The organism is Streptomyces gottesmaniae, from assembly GCF_031845845.1.
GTDB lineage: Bacteria > Actinomycetota > Actinomycetes > Streptomycetales > Streptomycetaceae > Streptomyces > Streptomyces akebiae.
On sequence record NZ_JAVRFJ010000022.1, the window covers coordinates 38747 to 58180 of the forward strand.

Sequence of the window (19434 nt, forward strand, 5' to 3'; positions counted from 1 at the left end):
TAACCTAAATCACAGGCGGGATACAGGGATGCGGGACATCAGTGGTGCGCAGGGGCAGGCGCGGGGGAGCAATTCGAGCCGGACGACGTACGGGATCTTCCGTGACGCCTGGGGCATTCCGCACCTGCGCGCCGCCGACGCCCGGGCCCTCGCCCACGCCCAGGGTCGGGTGACCGCCCTCGACCGGGCCTGGCAGCTGGAGGTCGAGCGCCACCGTGTCCAGGGCACCTCGGCCGCCTTCCTCGGCGTGGACTCCCTCGGCTGGGACCGGTTCGCGAGACGGGCCCGTCTGGAGGACACGGCCCGAAGATGCTTCGCCCGGCTGGAGAGCACGGACCCGGAGAGCGCCGACTGGGTCCGCGCGTATGTGGAGGGCGTCAACGACGGACTCGTCGAGGGCGGTCGGCGCGCGCCCGAGTTCGATCGCGTCGGGCTCGTGCCCGGGCGCTGGGAGGCCTGGCACCCGCTCGGGGTCTGGCTCGCCACGCACATCCTGTTCGCCGGGTTCCCCGCCAAGCTCTGGCGCGAGGAGGCCGTACGGCACCTCGGCCCGGACGCGATCGGGCTCTTCGCCACCGACGGGCCCGCCACCTCCGGCAGCAACGGGTGGCTCGTCGACGGGTCCCGGACGACCACCGGACAGGCCGTCATCGCCGGTGATCCGCACCGGTTCATCGAGGAGCCCGGGGTCTACCAGCAGATCCACCTCTCGTGCCCGGAGTTCGACGTCGTCGGCCTCGCCGTCCCGGGGATGCCCGGCATCGCCCACTTCGGTCACACCGGCGACGTGGCCTGGGCCATCACCAACGCCATGGCCGACTACCAGGACCTGTACCGGGAGCGGCTGCGGCACCGGGACGGGGAGGGGGGCCCAGGTGTCGTCGAGGCGCTCGACCCCGACGGGGTGTGGCGGGCCGCGCACAGGCATGTGGAGGTCATCGAGGTCGCGGGCGCGGATCCCGTCGAGGTGGAGGTGATCGAGACCGCTCGGGGTCCGGTCGTCATCGGGGGCCTGGACAGCGCCGCTGGGGAGAGGTCTGGGCCCGGTTGTGACGTCGGCGGACCCGACCCGGTCGGTCCCCTCAGTCTCCGGTATCCGCCCCGGGTCACCGAGGACCTCGGGATCGGGGCGCTGCTGCCCCTCCTCCGGGCCCGTGAAGTCGCCGACGTGGACCGGGCGTTCGACCGGTGGGCCGAGCCGGTGAACGTCGTCCAGGCCGCGGACACGCGGGGTGGGGTCCTGCATCGGGTGGCGGGCCGGGTTCCGGTGCGGAGCCGGGACAACCGGACGCGTGTCGTCGCGGCCTGGGAGCCGGGGCACGAGTGGGAGGGATGGCACGAGACGCCGTACGGCACGTTCGAGGACGGTGTCGCGGTGATGGCCAACCAGCGTGGACCGGCGGCCCCGTTGGGCGTCGAGTTCGCCCCGCCGCATCGCGCGGAACGCATCCGCGCGATGCTGGACGAGAAGCCGGTGTGGTCCGCCGGTGACATGCCCACGATCCACATGGACACCCATCTGGCCTCCGCCACACCTCTGTTGGAGATCGTGGCCTCCGATGCCCTCGCCGAAGCTCCCGTGGACCACGCGATCGGCCGTACGAACGGCGACCCGGGAGAGGGCCCGGCCCTGACCCCGGCCGCGGCCGCGCTCCGCGCGCGGCTGCTGCGTTGGGATCGGCGGATGGCGGCCGACAGCGTCGACGCGGCGGAGTACGCGGCGCTGCGCGGGGCCGTCGTCCGGCGGCTCGCCGCGGAGCCCGCCTTCGCCGCGCTCGCCGTGCCGCCGTTGTACCCCGAGGTCTTTCGCCCGTGGCTGTCGCTCACCGTGCGGATCGGGTTCGCCCTCGAACATCTGCTCAGGGCCGAGGAGTTGTACGGGATCGACCGGGTCGCCCTGGTGCGGGAGGCGCTGGAGGAAGTCGCCGGCCGCGAGACCGGGCGCTGGGGCGACAGCCACAAGCTCGTGCCGTGGCGCGCGCTTCCGGACGACGGCACGGACGACGGCCTGGACGACGGCCTGGACGACGGCCTGGACGACGGCACGGACGACGGCCTGGATGACGGCTTGGACGACGGCACGGACGACGGCCTGGACGACGGCTTGGACGACGGTGCGGACGAGCGCCCCGGCGCAGGCATCGGCACCGGCACCGGCGGCTCCGACGGTCGTCCGCACGTCGCCCCCGCTCCCGCTCCCGCTCCCGCGCCCGAGACCGGGCTCGCCGGTGACCACGACTGCGTGCTCTGCACCTCCGCCGTCCCCGGCATCACCGACCTCAGCGCTCGCGGGCCCGCCGCCCGGTACGTCTGGGATCTGGCCCGGCGCGAGGACAGCCTCTGGGTGGTGCCGTTCGGGGCCTCCGGCGTCGGCGGTTCGGCTCACCAACGCGATCAACTGCCCCTGTGGCTCAGGGGGGATCTCGTACCGGTCGTCACCGACTGGGACCGGTTCACCAAGGACGACGACACCGACCACACCAGCGAGGAGAAGCGCCATGACCGTTGAGTCCCGGAGGCCCCGAGGGCAGCAGGACTTCCCAGGACGCCCTGACGTTCAGGGGGCGCAGGGGTCCTGTCCGCCGTACGCCGGTCGTGCGGCCGTTCATGAGCAGGTCGTGGACGGGTTCGGGACCGTGCGGATCCTGCCGCTGGACGCGAAGGCCGATGCCGGGGTGGTGCATGGCTGGGTCCGGGAACCGAGGGCCGCGTTCTGGGGCATGAACGGGCTCACGGAGGAGCAGGTGCGGGAGGTCTACGAGGGACTGGAGGCCTTCGACACCCACCACGCCTATCTCGCGGTGTGCGACGGCGAGCCCGTCGGACTGCTGCAGACGTACGAGCCGGAGGCCGACCGGGTCGGTGAGTGCTACGACGTCGAGCCCGGTGACATCGGCGTCCATGTGCTGCTGGCGCCCGCCGGGGACGGGGGAGCGCGGCCCGGGTGGTCGTCCATGGTGCTGGCGGCTTTCACGTCGTACGTGTTCGTCGGGCTGGACCGGCGGCGGGTCGTCGTGGATCCGGACGAGCGGAACGAGAGGGCGATCGCGCGGTTCACCCGCCAGGGGTTCGAGTCCGGGCCGGTCGTCGTCCTGCCGGAGATCGATCTGCCGGAGGTCTATCTCCCCGAGAAGCGGGCCCGCTTGGCGTTTCTGCGGCGGGAGGCCGTGTTCGGTCAATAGTTCAGGTGGTGGGCGTAGCCTCGGGCGGATGACTCCCGAAGACCTCATAGCGCACTACGAGTTGGAGCCCATACCGCGCGAGGGCGGACGTTTCCGTCAGACGTGGGCCGGGCCCGAGCGGGGCGACGGGCGGCCCGAGGGGACCGCGATCGTCGCCCTGCTCACCACCGAACCCGGCGACTACTCCGCCCTGCACCGGCTGCCCGGCGACGAGATCTGGCACTTCCACCTCGGTGACCCGCTCCGGATGCTGCTGCTCTCCCCGGACGGGTCCTCGCGGATCGTCGTCCTCGGGCCGGACGTGCTCGGCGGCCAGCACGTGCAGTACGTCGTGCCCGCGGGGACCTGGATGGGGGCGCGGGTTCTGGGCGGGCCCGGTGCGGGTGAGCCCGGGGGTGGCGGTGAGGGCTGGACGTTGTTCGGGTGCACGATGGCGCCGGGGTTCACGTTCGAGGGGTACGAGCACGGGGACGCCGCGGAGCTGGCGCGGCTGTACCCGGACCGGGCAGCGGAGATAGGCGAGCTCGGGCGGGCGTAGGGACGGCGGCCGGGAGCCCGGGCGGGTGCCCGCGGCGGGTGCCCGGGCAGGACGTGGCCGGGGCCGGAGCGGCCGGTAGGGACGGGGATCGCATTGAACGCGGCGTTCGTGGTGTGCGTACCTGTTCGAGGAGTCCGAGAGCCGGCGACCGTGGATCCGGAGCACTACGTGGACCGAGGCAGGTACAGCGACCCAGTCGACGACGGGATCGGGGGCTGGGACGAAGGCAGGGGTCGAACCCGGGACCGGGTCGAGACCCGCGGCGAGGACAGAGGCGCGAAGCGACATGACGGAACCGGCGGGGCCACCGGCGGACTCGGAGGTCGCCTCGGAGGTCGCCTCGGAGGTCGACCCGCGGGCCGCTTCGCAGTCCGCTCCGCAGGGCGGGCCGGCGGGCGGGGGCGAGGGGTTCAGCGCCTGGTGCTGTTGGGCACCGTGCTGGTCCTGTTCCTCCTCGGCGGGGCGGGTACCGCGTCCGCGCACGCCGCTCTCAAGGGAAGCGATCCCGTCGACGGAAGCGTCCTCGACACCGCTCCCCGGGACGTCACCCTCCGTTTCACCGAGTCGGTAAGCCTCCTGGCGGACTCCATCCGCGTCGTCGACCCGGAGAACCGGGCGGTCGACACGGGCAGACCCGGGCGGGCGGACGGCCGGGCCGACACGGCTCGGATCACCCTCCCCACCGGCCTCGACGACGGCACGTACACGATCGCCTGGCGAGTGGTCTCGGCCGACAGCCACCCCATCTCGGGTGCCCTGATCTTCTCCGTCGGCGAGCCCTCCGCGACCGCCGCGGTCCTCCCGGCCGACCTCGCCGAGGACCCCCTCACCGCCTCCCTCTACGACATCACCCGCTACTTCGCGTACGGCGCCCTCGCCCTGCTCATCGGCGTGACCTTCTTCCTGGCGGTCGTGCTCGGCGGGCCCAGCGAGGTGCTGCGCAAGCTGCTGCTCGCCGGCTGGCTGGCTCTGCTGCTGGCCTCGGCGGCCCTGTTGCTGCTCCGTGGACCGTACGAGCGGGGCAGCGGGATCGGGGCCGCCCTCGACCTCTCCGTCCTGCGCGACACCCTGGTCAGCCGGCCGGGACTCGCGCTGCTGGCCCGGCTGGGTCTGCTCGCGGGGGCGGCCCTCCTCCTCGTACGCGTACGCCGCCAGGGGGACCGGCAGCAGTGGGGGAAGGGCGCGCTCGTGTGCGGGGGGCTGCTCTCCGTCGGTCTCGCCGGGACCTGGGCGGCCGCCGAGCACGCCTCCGCCGGCATCCAGGTGCCGGTCGCGATGACCTCCTCCGTGCTGCACCTGCTTGCCATGGCCGTCTGGCTGGGCGGGCTGACCGCGCTGCTGACCGTCCTGTACCGGGAACCGAGGACCCTGACGGCCGCCGTGGTCCACCGGTTCTCCCGGCTCGCGTTCGCCTCGGTGGTCGTCCTCGTCGTCACCGGCGCCTACCAGTCGTGGCGCGGCCTAGGATCCTGGTCCGCCTTCACCTCCACGGCGTACGGGGAGGTCCTGGTCGCCAAGCTGGTCGCGGTGCTGCTCCTGCTGGCGGCGGCGGCGTTCTCGCGGCGTTGGACGGGGCGGTTGGGGGCGGCGGAGCCCGCCGGGCGGGCCGTTTCGGCCGGTGAGTCGACTGCCGCAGCTGGTGAGCTGACTGCCGAGGCCGGTGAGTCGACTGCCGAGGCCGGTGAGCTGACCGCCGAGGCCGGTGAATTGACTGACGCGGGCAGTGAGTCGGTGGCCGCGGGCAGTGAGTCGGTGGCCGAGGGCAGTGAGTCGGTGGCCGAGGACAGTGAGGTCGTCGCCGAGGGCAGGGAGCGGGGTGAGGTCCGCGAGCGGGCGAGCGCGGCGGTGCCGGCGGCTGTGGCGTCCTCATCCTCGCCCTCGCCCTCGCCCGCGTCCTCGGCGGCTGTGGCGGTGACGGCGCGCGTGCCCGAGCGGGCGGGAGCCGTCGAAGCCGACGCTTCCGACCGCAGTGCCGACCCCACCGCCGACCCCACCGCCGACCGGCCCTCCGGGGACGCGGGCGACGAGGGTGAGGGCGATGACGCTTCGAACACGTCGAACACGTCGAACAACTCCCCCGGTGATCTACCGCGCCAGGGACTCAGGCGTTCCGTGCTCGCGGAGTTCACCGTCGCGGTCGTCGTGCTGGTGATCACCACCGTGTTGACGGGCACCCTGCCGGGGCGCGCGGCGGCGGAGATCGCCGAGGAGAGCGCTGGCCAGGCGGCGGGCGGGGTCACGGCCTCCTCGTCGACGGTCCCCTTCGACGTCGGCACCCCGAACGGTCACGGCAAGGTCCAGATCGACCTCGGCCCGGGGCGGGTGGGCAAGAATTCCGTGCAGGCCGTGGTCTTCGGCCCCGACGACGGCATCGCCACCGTCCCGGAACTGCGGCTCACGTTCACCCTGGAGTCCCAGAAGATCGGCCCGATCGACGCGAAGCTCACCGATCGCGGCGGTTACTGGGCCACCGACACCCTCCAACTCCCCCTGCCCGGCAAGTGGACGATGAAGCTCACGGTCCGTACGACGGAGATCGACCAGGTCACGGTGGAGAAGTCGGTACGGGTGAGCTAGGAGTTGTCGTGCCGGGGGTCACCTCGTGTCGAGTATCCGCCGCATCGTCTCCGCCGCCCTCACGGCCGCGTCGGCGCAGCAGTTGTTGAAGAGGACATGCAACTCGTCGACCTGTTCGGCGGCCTCCCGCAACCGTGGCGCCCACGCGGCGAGTTCGGGCTCGGAGTACGCGTACCGGAAGCGGTCCTCCTTGCTGCCGGTGCCCCAGACGGGGCTGCGGCCGTGGAACCGTACGACGGCGAGCTCCGGGGAGGTGACGGGGATGAGCGGCGGCAGGGAGGACTCCAGGCCCTGGGCCATGTCGACCCCCACGGCGACGAAGCCGAGCCGGGACAGTAACGCCGCCGTGCGGTCGGCCTGTTCGCCCCGCCACCACGCCGGGTGCCGGAACTCGACCGAGACGGGCCAGCCGGCCGTACGCGCCGCGCACTCCTCCAGCGTCTTCTCCGACCCGTTCCCGTCCACCGCCCCCTCCGTCCGCCGTCCCGGTGCGAACCACGGGGGGAACTGGAACAGGACCGCACCCAGCCGGCCCGCCTCCCGCAACGGCTCGATGGCGTGGGCGAACCGGTCCCAGACCCGGTCCAGTACGGCGGCGGGAGCCCTGCGGCGCAGGTCGGCCCCGAGGGATTCACGCAGATCCGCGGGGAGGGCCGCCGGGCGGGTCGGGTGGCCGGTGAGAAGGGAGAACGCCTTGACGTCGAAGCGGAATTCGGGTGGTGTCCGCTCGGCCCACAGCAGGCTGTTGCGGCGGCTGGGCAGGGCGTAGTAGCCGGAGTCCACCTCGACGACCGGGAATCGGTCGGCGTAGTAACGGAGTCGGGGCTCGGCGTCGCGGTGGCCGCGTGGGTACCAGCCGCTGGCCAGCAACGCGCGGTCGGTCCAGGAGCAGGTTCCGACGAGTAGATCACCCATGGGGTGCCGGTTACCCGGAATCGGGTTCTGACCACGCGTCGACCGGTGGGCACCTGCCGACGACGGCGGCCCGCGCACCGGTCGGGCCGGCTTGTCCGTCGCGGCCCGCGCACCGGCCGCGGCTATGCGCTCCGGTCGTGCAGCGGCGCGCCGCACAGGGACTTGGACGGGGTGCCGTCCACGCCGACCGGCGGGTCCCCGGCGACCATGACCCGGTGCATGATGCGTGGGAAGTCCAGGTGGGCCGTGTCGTTGGGGGCGAGGTGGACGGTGGCGCGGTTGTCCCAGAGGGCCACCGACCCCGGCTCCCAGCGGAAGCGGACCGTGTACTCGGGGCGGGTGATCTGCTCGACGAACATCTCCAGCAGGAGCCGGCTCTCCGCCCTGGTCACGTCGACGATGTTCTCGACGTAGTACGGGTTGACGTACAGGACCCGTTCGCCGGTCTCGGGGTGGACGCGGACGACCGGGTGGACGGACGCGACCTGGTGGTCCTGGAGGTGGCGGAGGTAGGGGTCGGGCCCGGAACGCGCGAGGTAGCCGACGCCGAGCCGGTGCTCGGCGCGCAGCCCGTTGGCGAACCGGCGGACCGGTTCGGACAGGCCCGCGTAGGCGGTCGCGAGGTTGGCCCAGGTGGTGTCGCCGCCGTACGGCGGCACGCGTTCGGCGCGGAGCAGGGTCAGGGCGGGCGGGTCGATGCGCGCGGTGTGGTCGGCGTGCCAGCCCCGGAGGGTCGAGTGGCGGCGGCGCTCCAGCCACTCGGCCTGGTCCATGCCGTGCTTGCGGCCCAGTTCCTGACGGTCGGCCGTCGTCTCGATCTCGGGGTGTCCGGTGGGGGAGACCGAGCCCCGCGACCGTAGCCGGATCGGCTCGCCGAAGCGGCGCGCGAACGCGATCTGCGCGGCGTGGTCCAGCCGCTGCCCCCGGAAGAACACGACCTTCCAGCGGAGCAGCGCCGCCCGGATACCGGCGACCGTCTCGTCGTCGAGCGGGGCGGCGAGGTCGACGCCGTGGATGTCGGCGCCGATGTACCCGGAGGCCGGGCGGACGTCCAGGCCGCCCGTGGGTCCCGTCGAGGACCAGTGCGTGTCGATGCTCACGTGGCCCGGTCTTCCCACGGCACCGGCCGGGCATGCGGCCCGGGCGGGACCTGTCCTGATCCCTCATCGGAGTTCCGACGGCCCGGACCCGGCGGTACCCGACCGGCCCGAAGGCCGCGTCACGGCGGCCGCGAAGTGACTCCCCGGCCGGTGTCGTGGCGCCCCCGCCCCTCCCCGAGCTGCGAAAATGCCAACGCACTGTACGCGGCAGGAAGTTGACGTCATGACTGACAAGCTCACCGTAAGTGTCCTGGGTACCGGCATCATGGGGGCCGCGATGGCCCGCAACCTGGTCCGCGCCGGTCACACCGTGCGGGTGTGGAACCGCACCCGTGCGAAGGCCGAGCCGCTCGCCGCCGACGGTGCCCAGGTCGCCGGAAGCCCGGCCGAGGCCGTGCGGGGCGCCGACGTGGTGCTCACGGTGCTGTACGACGGGGCCGCGGCCCGGGACGTGATGGGTGAGGCGGGGCCCGCGCTGAGCCGCGGCACGGCCTGGGTCCAGTCCACCACCGCCGGGGTGGAGGCCGTCGCCGAACTGGCCGCGCTGGCCGACGAACACGGCCTGGTCTTCTACGACGCCCCGGTCCTCGGCACACGGCAGCCCGCGGAGGCGGGGCAGTTGACGGTGCTGGCGGCGGGGCCGGTCGCCGGCCGTGGCACGGTGACGCCGGTGTTCGACGCCGTGGGCGCCCGTACGGTGTGGACGGGCGAGGACGGCGCGGCGGGCACCGCGACCCGGCTCAAGCTGGTGGCCAACAGCTGGGTGCTGGCCGCCACCAACGCGGCCGGAGAGGTTCTGGCCCTGTCCAAGGCCCTCGACGTCGACCCGCGGTCCTTCTTCGAGATCATCGAGGGCGGCCCGCTCGACATGGGCTATCTGCGGGCCAAGTCCGCGCTCATCCTCGACGGCCGCCTCTCCCCTGCCTCCTTCGCGGTCTCCACCGCCGCCAAGGACGCCCGCCTGATCGTCGAGGCCGGGCAGCGGTACGGCGTACGCCTGGACGTGGCCGCCGCCGGTGCCGACCGCCTCGCCCGCGCCGCCGCCCAGGGCCACGCCGACGAGGACATGGCCGCCGCGTACTTCGCCAGCTTCGAGGAGGGCGGCAGCGAGGAATAGGAAGGGTGAGAGGAAGGGGGAGGGGGAGGGGGAGGGGCGAGGGTGTGGGCACCGGAGGATTCGCACGTGGACGTGAACGTGAACGTGGACGCGGCTGACGCGGCCGCTCCGGCCCCTCAGGCCCGATCGGCCGCGCTCTGCTCGTCCAACGCCTCGTGCGCTCGCGGCGCCGATTGGCTCGTCTCCGACGAAGCGCCTCCCTCTCCCGGGCCGGCCGGCGCGGGCCCGCGCAGTCGGCCGGTCACCCACATCGCCACCGGCTCCGTCCACCGGGCGGTCAGCGGGCCGACGATCACCAGGATGAGGACGTAGGCCGTGGCCAGCGGCCCGAGGGACGGTTCGATGCCGGCGGTGACGGCGAGGCCGGCGATGACGATGGAGAACTCGCCGCGTGCGACGAGCGTGCCGCCCGCCCGCCAGCGCCCCTTGGTGGAGACACCGGCCCGGCGCGCGGCCCAGTACCCGGTGGCGATCTTCGTCAGCGCGGTGACCAGGGCGAGGGTGAGCGCGGGCAGCAGCACCGGCGGAATGCTGGCGGGATCGGTGTGCAGCCCGAAGAAGACGAAGAACACGGCGGCGAACAGGTCCCGCAGCGGCGCCAGCAGACTGTGTGCCCCCTCGGCGACCTCACCCGACAACGCGATGCCCACCAGGAACGCGCCGACCGCCGCAGACACCTGCAACTGCTGCGCGAGCCCGGCGACGAGCAGCGTCAGACCGAGCACGACCAGCAACAGCTTCTCGGGGTCGTCGCTGGAGACGAACCGCGAGATGTGCCGGCCGTAGCGCACGGCCACCAGCAGCACGAGCCCGGCGGTACCGAGGGCGACGGCCAGGGTGACGCTTCCGGCGGCGAGGCTCGTGCCGGCGAGCAGCGCGGTGAGGATCGGCAGGTAGACGGCCATGGAGAGGTCTTCGAGGACCAGAATGCTGAGGATGACGGGGGTTTCGCGGTTGCCGAGCCGTCCGAGGTCGCCGAGGACCTTGGCGATGACGCCGGAGGAGGAGATCCAGGTGACGCCGGCGAGGACGACGGCGGCGACGGGTCCCCAGCCGAGCAGCAGTGCCATGGCGGCGCCGGGCAGGGCGTTGAGGGCGGTGTCGACGAGTCCGGCGGGGTACTGGGTCCTGAGGTTGGAGACGAGATCGCTGGCGGTGTATTCGAGGCCGAGCATGAGCAGCAGCAGGATCACGCCGATCTCGGCGCCGATCGCCACGAACTCCTCACTCGTGCCGAGCGGCAGCAACCCGCCCTCTCCGAAGGCGAGTCCGGCCAGCAGATACAGCGGTATCGGCGACAACCGGAACCGCCCGGCGAACCGCCCCAGCAGCCCCAGTCCGAGGATGATCGCGCCGAACTCGATCAGGAAGACGGCGGAGGAGTGCGTGGTGGCCGACTCGGCGAGGAAGCGTCCGACGGACTCGTCGGCCTGCCCTGCCGACCGAGCCGCGGCCTCCCCGCCCCACTGGGCCGCCGCCTGAGCGGAGACGTGCACGACCGCTCACTCCCGCCCGAGTATCGCGGCGGCGGTGTCCACGCCCTCCCGGGTGCCGATCACGATGAGCGTGTCACCGCCGGCCAGCCGGAAGTCCGGAGTCGGGGACGGGATCGCCTCGGCCCGCCGCAGTACGGCCACGATCGACGCGCCCGTCTCGGTCCGCATCCGGGTGTCGCCCAGCACCCGTCCGTTCCAGTGAGACGTCGACGCCAGCTCGATCCGCTCCGCCACCAGTCCCAACTCCGTGGTGGACAACAGGTTCGGGCTGTGGTGGTCCGGCGTGAGCGCGTCGACGAGGGCGGTCGCCTCACCGGACGTGAGCCGAACCGACAGCGCGCACGCGTCCGGATCGTCCTGCCGGTACGCGCTCAACGTCCGCGCACCGTCCCGATGGGCGACCACCGAGATCCGCCGCTGCTCCCTGGTCGTGAGGTCGTACCGGACCCCGATCCCCGGCAACGGCGTACTACTGAGGCGTGGAGCACCCACGGCTGGCCCCCTGTCTGAATCGGCTATGTCATCGGACAACCGTCGGTGCCACCCTAACGAGACCTCGAAAACCGGCGTCCGACCGCCAGGTTGGCCCTCCGATGGAACAATCCCCTTCAATCCCGGGACCGGCCCACCCACCCCGGCACCGAGGGCTGACCGAAAGGAACCACCGCCATGACTCCCACGGGTGTCCCCACGCCCCGCACAGCGGGCACCCCGACGGCACACGGAACGTCCTCCCGAACCGGCACCAGCACTGCCATGACCCTCACCACCAGCGAACCGACCGCCCACCCGAGAAGTGGGGCAGGCAGACTCCACACCGCGCGGATACCCCTGCCGCCCGAGGCCGGAGGCCCCCGCACCCAGGGAGCGCGCCCGTGATCCAGTGGGTGTCTCTGGGGAGCGGCCCGCGCCCCGTCCCCCAGCCCGTGGCCACCCCCTTGGTGTGGGCGACGGCCTTCGGGGGCGCGATGGCGTTGGTGGCCGTCCTGAACGCACTGGTGGGCACGGACCGCCCCGGCCTCGCCCTGGCGGCCCTGTCCCTGCTCTCCGCACTGCTCGGCGTCTACGCCCGCTTCATCGCGGCGCCCGGCACGGCCGCCCTGTGCTGGTTGTTCCTCAACGGCTTCGCCATCCCACCCGCGGGTGTCCTGACCTGGGCCAACCCTCGCGACACCTTCTGGCTGGTCTGCCTCCTCACCGCCGCCCTCACCGGCACGACCCTGGCCCGCCTCCTCCAGGCCCGCGCCGCCTACCGCCGCCTCACCACGGCTCACCCCGACCCCACGCCGGAGCCGCCGGACTGGCCGCACACCCTCTGACCACGACTACGCCCACGGTCCTGCGGCCAGGGCGCAAGCGTCACCGCACTGCCCGGTGATCCTCGTACCCTGTCCCCGTGCCGTCGTCCTCCCGCCTGCACCGCGTCGCCGTCCTGGTGCTCGTGGGTGCGAAGCCGCTCGATGTCGGCATTCCCGCGCAGGTGTTCACGACGCGCGCGAGCATGCCGTACGAGGTGCGCGTGTGCGGGGCGACCCCCGGTCTCGTGACCGGCGGCGACGGCCTGTCGTACTACGTCGCCCACGGCCTCGACGCGCTCGCGTGGGCCGACATCGTCTTCATCCCCGGCTACCGGTTCCCGGACCGGGACGACCCGCCGCGGGCCGTCGTCGACGCGCTGATCGAAGCCCACGCCCGGGGCACGCGGCTCGCCGCCATCTCGACGGGCGCCTTCGCGCTCGCCGCCACGGGCCTGCTCGACGGCCGGCGCGCCACGACGCACTGGCACTACGCACGGGCGCTCGCGGCGAAGCATCCGCTCGTCCGGGTCGACGAGAACGTCCTGTTCGTCGACGAGGGCAGCGTGCTGACGTCGGCGGGTGCCGCCTCGGGCATCGACCTGTGCCTGCACATCCTGCGCGGCGACCTCGGAGTGGCCGCGTCGAACCACGCGGCCCGGCGGCTGGTCGCGGCCCCGTATCGCAGCGGCGGCCAGGCACAGTACGTGCCGCGCAGCGTGCCCGAGCCGCTCGGTGAGCGGTTCGCCGCCACCCGCGAATGGGCGCTGCACCGGCTCGGGGAGCCCCTCACCCTCGAGGTTCTCGCCGGGCATGCGGCGGTCTCGCCGCGTACGTTCTCGCGGCGCTTCGTCGAGGACACGGGGTACACGCCGATGCAGTGGGTCATGCGCGCCCGTATCGACCTGGCCCGTGAGCTGCTGGAGCGTTCGCAGCGCAGCGTCGAGCAGATCGCCGCCGATGTCGGCCTGGGCACCGGCGCGAATCTGAGGACGCACTTCCAGCGCATCCTCGGCACCACGCCGAGCGAGTACCGGCGCACCTTCACCCGGGGCGAGTAGCCCGCCGCCACGTGGCGCGATCCTTTTGAACCGTGGCGATCACGCCGCTGTCAGGGCCGTGTGCCGCACGCGACGCTGGTGGCGAATCGAAGGGACACCACTCATGACTCGCATCGCGATCAACGGATTCGGCCGCATCGGACGCAACGTGCTCCGCGCTCTGCTCGAACGTGACGGCGACAGCGCCGGCGATCTCGACATCGTCGCCGTCAACGACCTCACGGAGCCCGCCACCCTCGCCCGGCTGCTGGCCTACGACAGCACGGCGGGCCGTCTCGGGCGTCCGGTGACCGTCGAGGGGAACACCCTCGTCGTCGACGGCCGTCGGATCACGGTGCTGGCCGAGCGCGAGCCCGCGCGGCTGCCGTGGGCCGACCTGGGTGTCGACATCGTCCTGGAAGCCACCGGCCGCTTCACCTCGGCGAAGGCCGCCCGGGCGCACCTCGACGCGGGTGCGAGGAAGGTGCTCGTCAGCGCACCGTCGGACGGTGCCGACGTCACACTCGCGTTCGGGGTCAACAGCGACGCGTACGACCCCGACGTGCACACCATCGTCTCGAACGCCTCGTGCACGACCAACGCGCTCGCGCCGCTGGCCGCGGTGCTCGACGAGCTCGCCGGCATCGAGCACGGCTTCATGACGACGGTGCACGCCTACACGCAGGAGCAGAACCTGCAGGACGGCCCGCACCGCGACGCCCGCCGCGCCCGCGCCGCCGCCGTCAACATCGTGCCGACCACGACCGGCGCCGCCAAGGCGATCGGGCTGGTCCTGCCGAACCTGGACGGCAAGCTGTCCGGCGACTCGATCCGGGTTCCCGTCCCGGTCGGCTCGATCGTCGAACTCAACACGACCGTCGCCCGCGACGTGACGCGCGACGAGGTGCTGGCGGCGTACCGCGCGGCGGCCGAGGGCCCGCTCGCCGGCGTCCTCGAATACTCGGACGACCCGCTCGTGTCCGCCGACATCACGGGCAACCCGGCCTCGTCGATCTTCGACTCGGCCCTCACCCGCGTCGACGGCCGCCACATCAAGGTGGTCGCCTGGTACGACAACGAGTGGGGCTTCTCGAACCGAGTGATAGACACCCTCGACCTCCTCGCCACCCGCTGACGACGGCGAGGACGGGCCGACCCCGGGCCGTGCCCCGCCACGCACGCGAAGGGCCCCACCGCGAACGGTGGGGCCCTTCGGCATCGTGCCTGGTGAGGTGGACGCGGCGGCGCTCAGCGCCGGCATTCACCCGACCTGATCGCACGGTCGTGCTTGTAGAACTTGAACACCGGCTGACCGTTGCGGAGCACGTCGGACGTGCCGTCGTAGTAGTAGTTGCGGTCCACGATGTCCCGCTGGGTGCCGTAGATGCCCCACTTGTCGTGGCCCTTCTTCTCGGTCCCGTCGTACCAGTTGTACTCGTCGATCCAGAAGTGCGGGTTGACGCGCACCACGCGCTTGATGGGCGCCGCGGTGAGCCACCCGACCCGGCCGGGCGGGACGTCTATGCTCACGGAACGGCCCCAGCCGACGGTCTTGGCGTAGGACCACGAGTACGAGAACTCGGCACCGAGGCCGACCCCGAACATCTTGCTGATGTTGGGGCTGACGCTGAGGCTGCCGTTCACCGTCTTCGTGGTGGTCGTCGTCGTGCTGTAGGCCTGGTCGACCCGCTCGGTGGCGTTGCCGCCCTTCGAGCAGTTGACCACCTCGTCGGAGTACGCGGTCTGCTTCCCCTCATACGTCCAGGAGGACGACGCGGGGTAGTAGCAGTGGCCCTTGATCTCGCGCCAGCCCGGGTTCATGGCGTAGCGGTTTCCCGCCTTGCTGCCGCCGATGTACCGCCAGACGGGCGTCTTCCCCACGCTTCCACGGCTTCTGTCGAGCAGCTGCTTGGTGTCGACGTTGTAGTACCAGAGGCTCTGGCCGCTCCGGTTGGAGCCGTTCTGGCACATGTTCGGGAGCAGCCAGTCGTGTGCGCCGTTGACGTCCGTCGACGCGGTCGCGGCCGGGGCGGAGGCGAGGGTCAGGCCGCTGATCGCCATGCCGAAGGCGGCGCCTGTCACGAGGCACTTCTTGATGGTGGGCATGATTCTTACGTCCTTGCGCGTTGGTTGCGGGACCACCGTGTGCGGGCCGGGCGGTCGGTAGCCGTGGGACCGGCTGCGAGCAGTCTTTTGGCGGCGCGCGTTGGTGCCCAACCCGGTCCGAGGGAGGAATCAACTCGTCCGGGACCCCGGCGGCCCGGCCCGGCGCCCCCGGAATCAGTGGCCGCACACTTCGCGGTAGGGCACGTCGGGTACGTACGTGTGCCATTGGGCGGGTGTCAGGTCGGCGTCGCCGGTGCGGGCGCAGATCCGGGTGACGGCCCGGGCGGGGTCGATGGTGTGGCGCTGGAGCGGGACATGGGTGCCGGCCGCGTGGACGGTGGTGCTGTCGGGGCTGAAGGCGAGGGACGTGATGGCGTCGCCGGGGGTCGTCAGCGGGCCGCCGAGGGGCTGCTGGGTGGCGATGTCCCACAGCTGGAGCGTGCCGGCGTCGCCGCCGACGGCCAGGGTGCGGCCGTCGGGACTGATGGCGAGGGCGCCGACCGCCTCGGCGGTGTCGCCGGGCGCGGTGGGGAAGACGCTGCGCAGCGTGCCCAGGCGGTGTTTCAGGTCGCCGTCCCACAGGGTGACCCGCCCGGTCTCGTCGCCCGCCGCGAGCCGGGAGCCGTCGGGGGCGAAGGCGAGGGCGCCGATCTCGTCGCCCTGGACCAGGCCGTGGGCGACGGGGGCGGCTTCCCGGTAGGGCGAGGTCGAGAGCTTGGGGGACGTGCCGGAGGGCAGGCGCAGCGAGCGGTCGTCGGCGACGAGGAGCCGTCCGTCGGGGCGGACGGCCAGCCCTGGACCGGCCGCGTCCGGGTACACGGCGACCCGCCGGTGCCGTGCGGTGTCCCACACCTCGTCGCTCAGTCCGCCGATGCCGGAGGTGCGCGCGGCGTACAGGGTGCGGCCGCCGGGGCCCAGGGCGAGTGTGACGACCGCTCCGTCGGACCGCGGTGTCGTCAGGTCCAGCGTGGTGCGTGCGCGGCCGCGCGCCAGATCCCAGAGGACGAACCGCTGGGGCGCGACCGGACGGCCGGGTGCGGAGACGCCGTAGCCGAAGGTGCCGCCGTCGGGGCTGAACGCCATCAGCGCCATGGTGTCCCGCGCGACGACCGGCAGCTCGGGGTCGCGCGACACGGGCAGGGGCACCGGCGGCGGCGTCCACAGCACCCGCCCGTCGCGTGTGTCGAGGAGCTGGAAGCGGTAGGCGGTGTCCCTGGTGCTTTCGGCGGTGGCGAGCACACGGCCGTCCGGGCTGAGCAGTACCGCGTCCAGGGGGCGCTCGCGCCATGTGGGGCTGACGGCGCCCGCGAGGTCCAGCGTGTGGACGGTGCCGCCTTCGAGGTAGCGCAGCAGCGGCCGGTCGGGGTCCCAGGCGAGGCCGCCGTAGAGGCGCTCGTTGTGCAGGGGGTGGCGGAAGACCGGGGCGGGGTCGTCCGTCGTGGACGAGGTGAGGCGCCACGCCCTGATCTCGCCGTCGTCGGCGGTCGCCAGGAACGTCCCGTCCGCACTGAAGGCGAGACTGTGCACGCGAGGGCCCGGGAGGTCGGCGATCAGGCGCCCGGACGCGGCGTCCCAGACGTGGACGCCGCCGGCGGAGGCCACGGCGAACCGGTCGGCGCCGTCGCCCGGACCGCCGAACACCAGCGTCGAGTAGTCGTCGCAGGAGGCGCCCGCGTCCTCCCAGGCGCCGGGCAGGGTGCGGTGGCGGGCGGTGTCCCACACCTGGGGTGCGCGGCCGGCGGGGCAGACGGCCGTCAGGCGGCCGTCGGTGCTCGGCGCGACGTTCGCGAGGCCGGTCACCCGGGTCTCGAACAGCGGTGTGCCGTCGGCGGCCGAGTGCAGCCGCACCAGGTCGTCGTCCGGGCCGCTCACCGCGTAGCTGCGCCCGTCGGCGCCGAAGTCCACGGTGGCGTCGACCGGGAGGGCCGGCCCGGTCCACCGCCCGGCGGAGCTGTCCCACAGCCGTACGCCGTCGTCCCCGGCGATCGCGAGCAGCCGCCCGTCGGGGCCGGCTCCGACGAGCATCCCGTCGGGCAGTCGGTCCGATGCGAGCGGGCGGTGCGTGGTCACGTTCCAGGCGTGCCAGGTGTCGCCGTCCGTGCTGAGCAGCGTGCGGCCGGAGCGGGTGAGGAAGCGGGCGGGGTCGCTGCCGGGGGTCGGGTCGGTGAAGGCGTCCGTCTCGGGCTGGGCGAGGGCGCCGAGCAGGGCGCGGCGGGTCTCCGGCGACTCGGCGACGCGCCAGGCGGCGACGCCGAGCAGTTGGGCGGTGCGCGGGTCGGTGGTGCGCAGGGACTCGGCGACCTCCGCGACACGGCGGGCCGCCGCGTCGGTACGACGCCGCTGGTTGTCGTGGTGCTCCGCCCAGGCGGCCAGACCGGCTACCAGCGCGACGGCCAGGACGGCCGAGAGGGTGGCCAGCAGCGCCCGGGACCGCCGCGCGGCCCGGGCGGCGGCGCGGAGTTCGGCCTCGCGGCCGTCCAGCCCGGCGGTGAGGAAGGCCCGCTCCGTCGTCGTGAGCATGCTGTCGTCGTCCGCGAACAGCTCCTCCGCGCGCGCCAGCCGGGTGCCCCGGTACAGGGCGCCGGGGTCGCGGTCGTGCTCCAGCCAGGCGCGGGTGGCCTCGGCGAGACGGCGGTGGTGGCGCAGCCGTTCGCGGTCCTCCTCGATCCAGCCGTGCAGCCGCGGCCAGCAGGTGATCAGCGCCTCGTGGGCGAGCTGCACGCCGTCCTCGTCGGCGGTCAGCAGCCGGGCGCGGGTCAGCCGGTCCACGACCACCGGTACGTCGGACGCGGCCCACTCCGCCAGGTCGGCCCGGGTGAGCGGGCGCCGGGTGTCGGGGGTGCCCAGTCCCGGCTCGACCATCCGCAGCAGCAGGTGCCGGGCGGTGCGGGCCTGCTCCGGTGACAGTTGCCCGTACACCGCCTCCGCGGTCGCCGCGATCGCGCCGCGCACCCCGCCCGCCGCCTGGTACCCGGCGAGGGTGAGCATCCGGCCCCGGCGCCGCCGCCAGGTCTCCAGCAGGGCGTGCGAGAGCATCGGCAGGCCGCCGGGCTCGTCGAGCACCTCCTCGACCAGCCGCGCGGTCAGCTCCCGCTCGACGAGCAGGCCGACCGCCTGGGCGGGTTTGACGACCGCCTCACGCAGCTCCTCCGCCCTCATCGGACCGACCAGCAGGGACGCGCGGCTCAGGGAGTCCGCCAGCTCCCGGTGCTCGGCGCAGCGGGCGTAGAAGTCGGCGCGTACGGCGATCACCACCCGCACACGGCTGCCCGGAACCCGGGCGGCGAGCAGCAGGTCGATGAACCGGCCGCGCTCCTCCCGGTCCCGGCAGAGGGTGAAGACCTCCTCGAACTGGTCCACCACCACCCAGCTGTCCGGCTCGTCCTCGGCCGGGGCGAGCAGATGGCCGTACGTGGTGGCGGGCCGTGGGCCCGGGGTGAGGATGCGCAGCACCGCCGGGCCGCCCTGCTCCGCGATCTCCTCCCGCATCCGGGGTATCAACCCGGCCCGCAGCAGCGAGGACTTGCCGCTGCCGGACGGCCCGAACACGACCGCGAACCGGTGGCCGCACACCAGCTCCCGCAACTCCTCCGCCAACTGGTCCCGGCCGAAGAACAGATCGCGGTCGTCCGGCTCGAAACGGGACAGCCCCCGGTACGGCGGCGCCGAGTCCCCGGCGTCGTCGAGCGCCTCCCCCGCGGCCTCGGCCTCGGCCCGCTTCCAGCGGAGCTCCCACTCGCCCGGGTCGCCCCCGCAGGCGCGCACATACCCCTGGACCACCGCGAGCGACGGCAGCCGCGTCCCGGACGCGGCCTTGGACAACGCCGCCGCCGAGAACCCCGCCGCGCCGGCCATGGTCCGGTACGAGGGACTGCCCGCGGCCCGGCGCAGCTCCCGCAACTCATGGGCGAGGCGTGGCACGGGGCCGGCCGCGGGATCCAGCGGTCTCTCGGGACGCGCCACGGTTCGCCTCACTTCCGTCCGGATACCGCAGAGCGGTGAAAGGCATTAGTAAGGCGGCTAAACATATTTTCCCGGCGCTCGGGAGTCACCGGTTTCCATGGAGAT

Annotated in this window: 14 protein-coding genes; 8 read left to right on the forward strand and 6 right to left on the reverse strand. The window is 73.2% G+C overall.

Annotation, left to right across the window (positions count from 1 at the left end; genetic code table 11):
* The first annotated feature begins 28 nt into the window (after nucleotides 1–28).
* The 4 genes from RM704_RS24210 (at nucleotide 29) to RM704_RS24225 (ending at nucleotide 6297) form a co-directional block, all read left to right on the forward strand.
* On the forward strand, nucleotides 29–2509 hold the full coding sequence (locus tag RM704_RS24210) for a penicillin acylase family protein (RefSeq protein WP_052145969.1): 2481 nt from the start codon (nucleotides 29–31) through the stop codon (nucleotides 2507–2509).
* A 109-nt stretch (nucleotides 2510–2618) separates the two neighbouring features.
* Nucleotides 2619–3182, forward strand: a complete 564-nt coding sequence (locus RM704_RS24215) for a GNAT family N-acetyltransferase (protein WP_052145968.1) — start codon at nucleotides 2619–2621, stop codon at nucleotides 3180–3182.
* A 28-nt stretch (nucleotides 3183–3210) separates the two neighbouring features.
* Entirely contained in the window at nucleotides 3211–3720 is a 510-nt protein-coding gene (locus RM704_RS24220; protein WP_033526700.1) for a cupin domain-containing protein, read from the forward strand.
* A gap of 420 nt (nucleotides 3721–4140) precedes the next feature.
* Nucleotides 4141–6297, forward strand: a complete 2157-nt coding sequence (locus RM704_RS24225; protein ID WP_033526699.1) for a copper resistance CopC/CopD family protein — start codon at nucleotides 4141–4143, stop codon at nucleotides 6295–6297.
* Between the two features lie 18 nt (nucleotides 6298–6315).
* Here the strand turns inward: RM704_RS24225 and RM704_RS24230 are convergent, their stop codons facing one another.
* Together RM704_RS24230 and RM704_RS24235 are read right to left on the reverse strand one after the other, a co-directional pair.
* A complete protein-coding gene (locus tag RM704_RS24230; RefSeq protein WP_033526698.1) occupies nucleotides 6316–7212 on the reverse strand; it encodes a DUF72 domain-containing protein in 897 nt (298 codons plus the stop codon).
* A 122-nt stretch (nucleotides 7213–7334) separates the two neighbouring features.
* Nucleotides 7335–8312, reverse strand: a complete 978-nt coding sequence (locus tag RM704_RS24235; protein WP_033526697.1) for a TauD/TfdA dioxygenase family protein — start codon at nucleotides 8310–8312, stop codon at nucleotides 7335–7337.
* A gap of 223 nt (nucleotides 8313–8535) precedes the next feature.
* On the opposite strand from RM704_RS24235, the gene RM704_RS24240 reads away from it, so the two are divergent.
* Nucleotides 8536–9429, forward strand: a complete 894-nt coding sequence (locus tag RM704_RS24240) for an NAD(P)-dependent oxidoreductase (RefSeq protein WP_033526696.1) — start codon at nucleotides 8536–8538, stop codon at nucleotides 9427–9429.
* Nucleotides 9430–9545: 116 nt separating this feature from the next.
* Here RM704_RS24240 and RM704_RS24245 read toward each other — a convergent pair whose 3' ends face one another.
* Nucleotides 9546–10796, reverse strand: a complete 1251-nt coding sequence (locus RM704_RS24245; protein WP_033526734.1) for a cation:proton antiporter — start codon at nucleotides 10794–10796, stop codon at nucleotides 9546–9548.
* Between the two features lie 135 nt (nucleotides 10797–10931).
* Nucleotides 10932–11417: a cation:proton antiporter regulatory subunit gene (locus tag RM704_RS24250; protein ID WP_033526695.1), complete on the reverse strand. Its 486-nt coding sequence runs from the start codon at nucleotides 11415–11417 to the stop codon at nucleotides 10932–10934.
* Nucleotides 11418–11800: 383 nt separating this feature from the next.
* On the opposite strand from RM704_RS24250, the gene RM704_RS24255 reads away from it, so the two are divergent.
* From RM704_RS24255 to gap, 3 genes are all read left to right on the forward strand, one after another.
* On the forward strand, nucleotides 11801–12244 hold the full coding sequence (locus RM704_RS24255; protein WP_033526694.1) for a hypothetical protein: 444 nt from the start codon (nucleotides 11801–11803) through the stop codon (nucleotides 12242–12244).
* Between the two features lie 77 nt (nucleotides 12245–12321).
* Nucleotides 12322–13281 carry a GlxA family transcriptional regulator gene (locus RM704_RS24260; protein ID WP_033526693.1) on the forward strand — a complete coding sequence of 320 codons (960 nt, stop codon included), beginning with the start codon at nucleotides 12322–12324 and terminating at the stop codon, nucleotides 13279–13281.
* A gap of 103 nt (nucleotides 13282–13384) precedes the next feature.
* Complete coding sequence (gap, locus tag RM704_RS24265) at nucleotides 13385–14395, forward strand: type I glyceraldehyde-3-phosphate dehydrogenase (RefSeq protein WP_033526692.1); 1011 nt, start codon at nucleotides 13385–13387, stop codon at nucleotides 14393–14395.
* A gap of 113 nt (nucleotides 14396–14508) precedes the next feature.
* On the opposite strand, the gene RM704_RS24270 is transcribed toward gap, so the two are convergent.
* Nucleotides 14509–15366, reverse strand: a complete 858-nt coding sequence (locus RM704_RS24270) for a hypothetical protein (protein WP_033526691.1) — start codon at nucleotides 15364–15366, stop codon at nucleotides 14509–14511.
* 174 nt (nucleotides 15367–15540) lie between these two features.
* On the reverse strand, nucleotides 15541–19329 hold the full coding sequence (locus RM704_RS24275) for an nSTAND1 domain-containing NTPase (RefSeq protein WP_033526690.1): 3789 nt from the start codon (nucleotides 19327–19329) through the stop codon (nucleotides 15541–15543).
* Nucleotides 19330–19434 lie beyond the last annotated feature (105 nt).

Bases quoted from the DNA above. Each gene is read 5' to 3' on its own strand.
- RM704_RS24210 (WP_052145969.1), top strand. From the start codon at position 29: ATGCGGGACATCAGTGGTGCGCAGGGGCAGGCGCGGGGGAGCAATTCG.
- RM704_RS24220 (WP_033526700.1), top strand. From the start codon at position 3,211: ATGACTCCCGAAGACCTCATAGCGCACTACGAGTTGGAGCCCATACCG.
- RM704_RS24230 (WP_033526698.1), bottom strand. From the start codon at position 7,212: ATGGGTGATCTACTCGTCGGAACCTGCTCCTGGACCGACCGCGCGTTG.
- RM704_RS24240 (WP_033526696.1), top strand. From the start codon at position 8,536: ATGACTGACAAGCTCACCGTAAGTGTCCTGGGTACCGGCATCATGGGG.
- gap (WP_033526692.1), top strand. From the start codon at position 13,385: ATGACTCGCATCGCGATCAACGGATTCGGCCGCATCGGACGCAACGTG.
- RM704_RS24270 (WP_033526691.1), bottom strand. From the start codon at position 15,366: ATGCCCACCATCAAGAAGTGCCTCGTGACAGGCGCCGCCTTCGGCATG.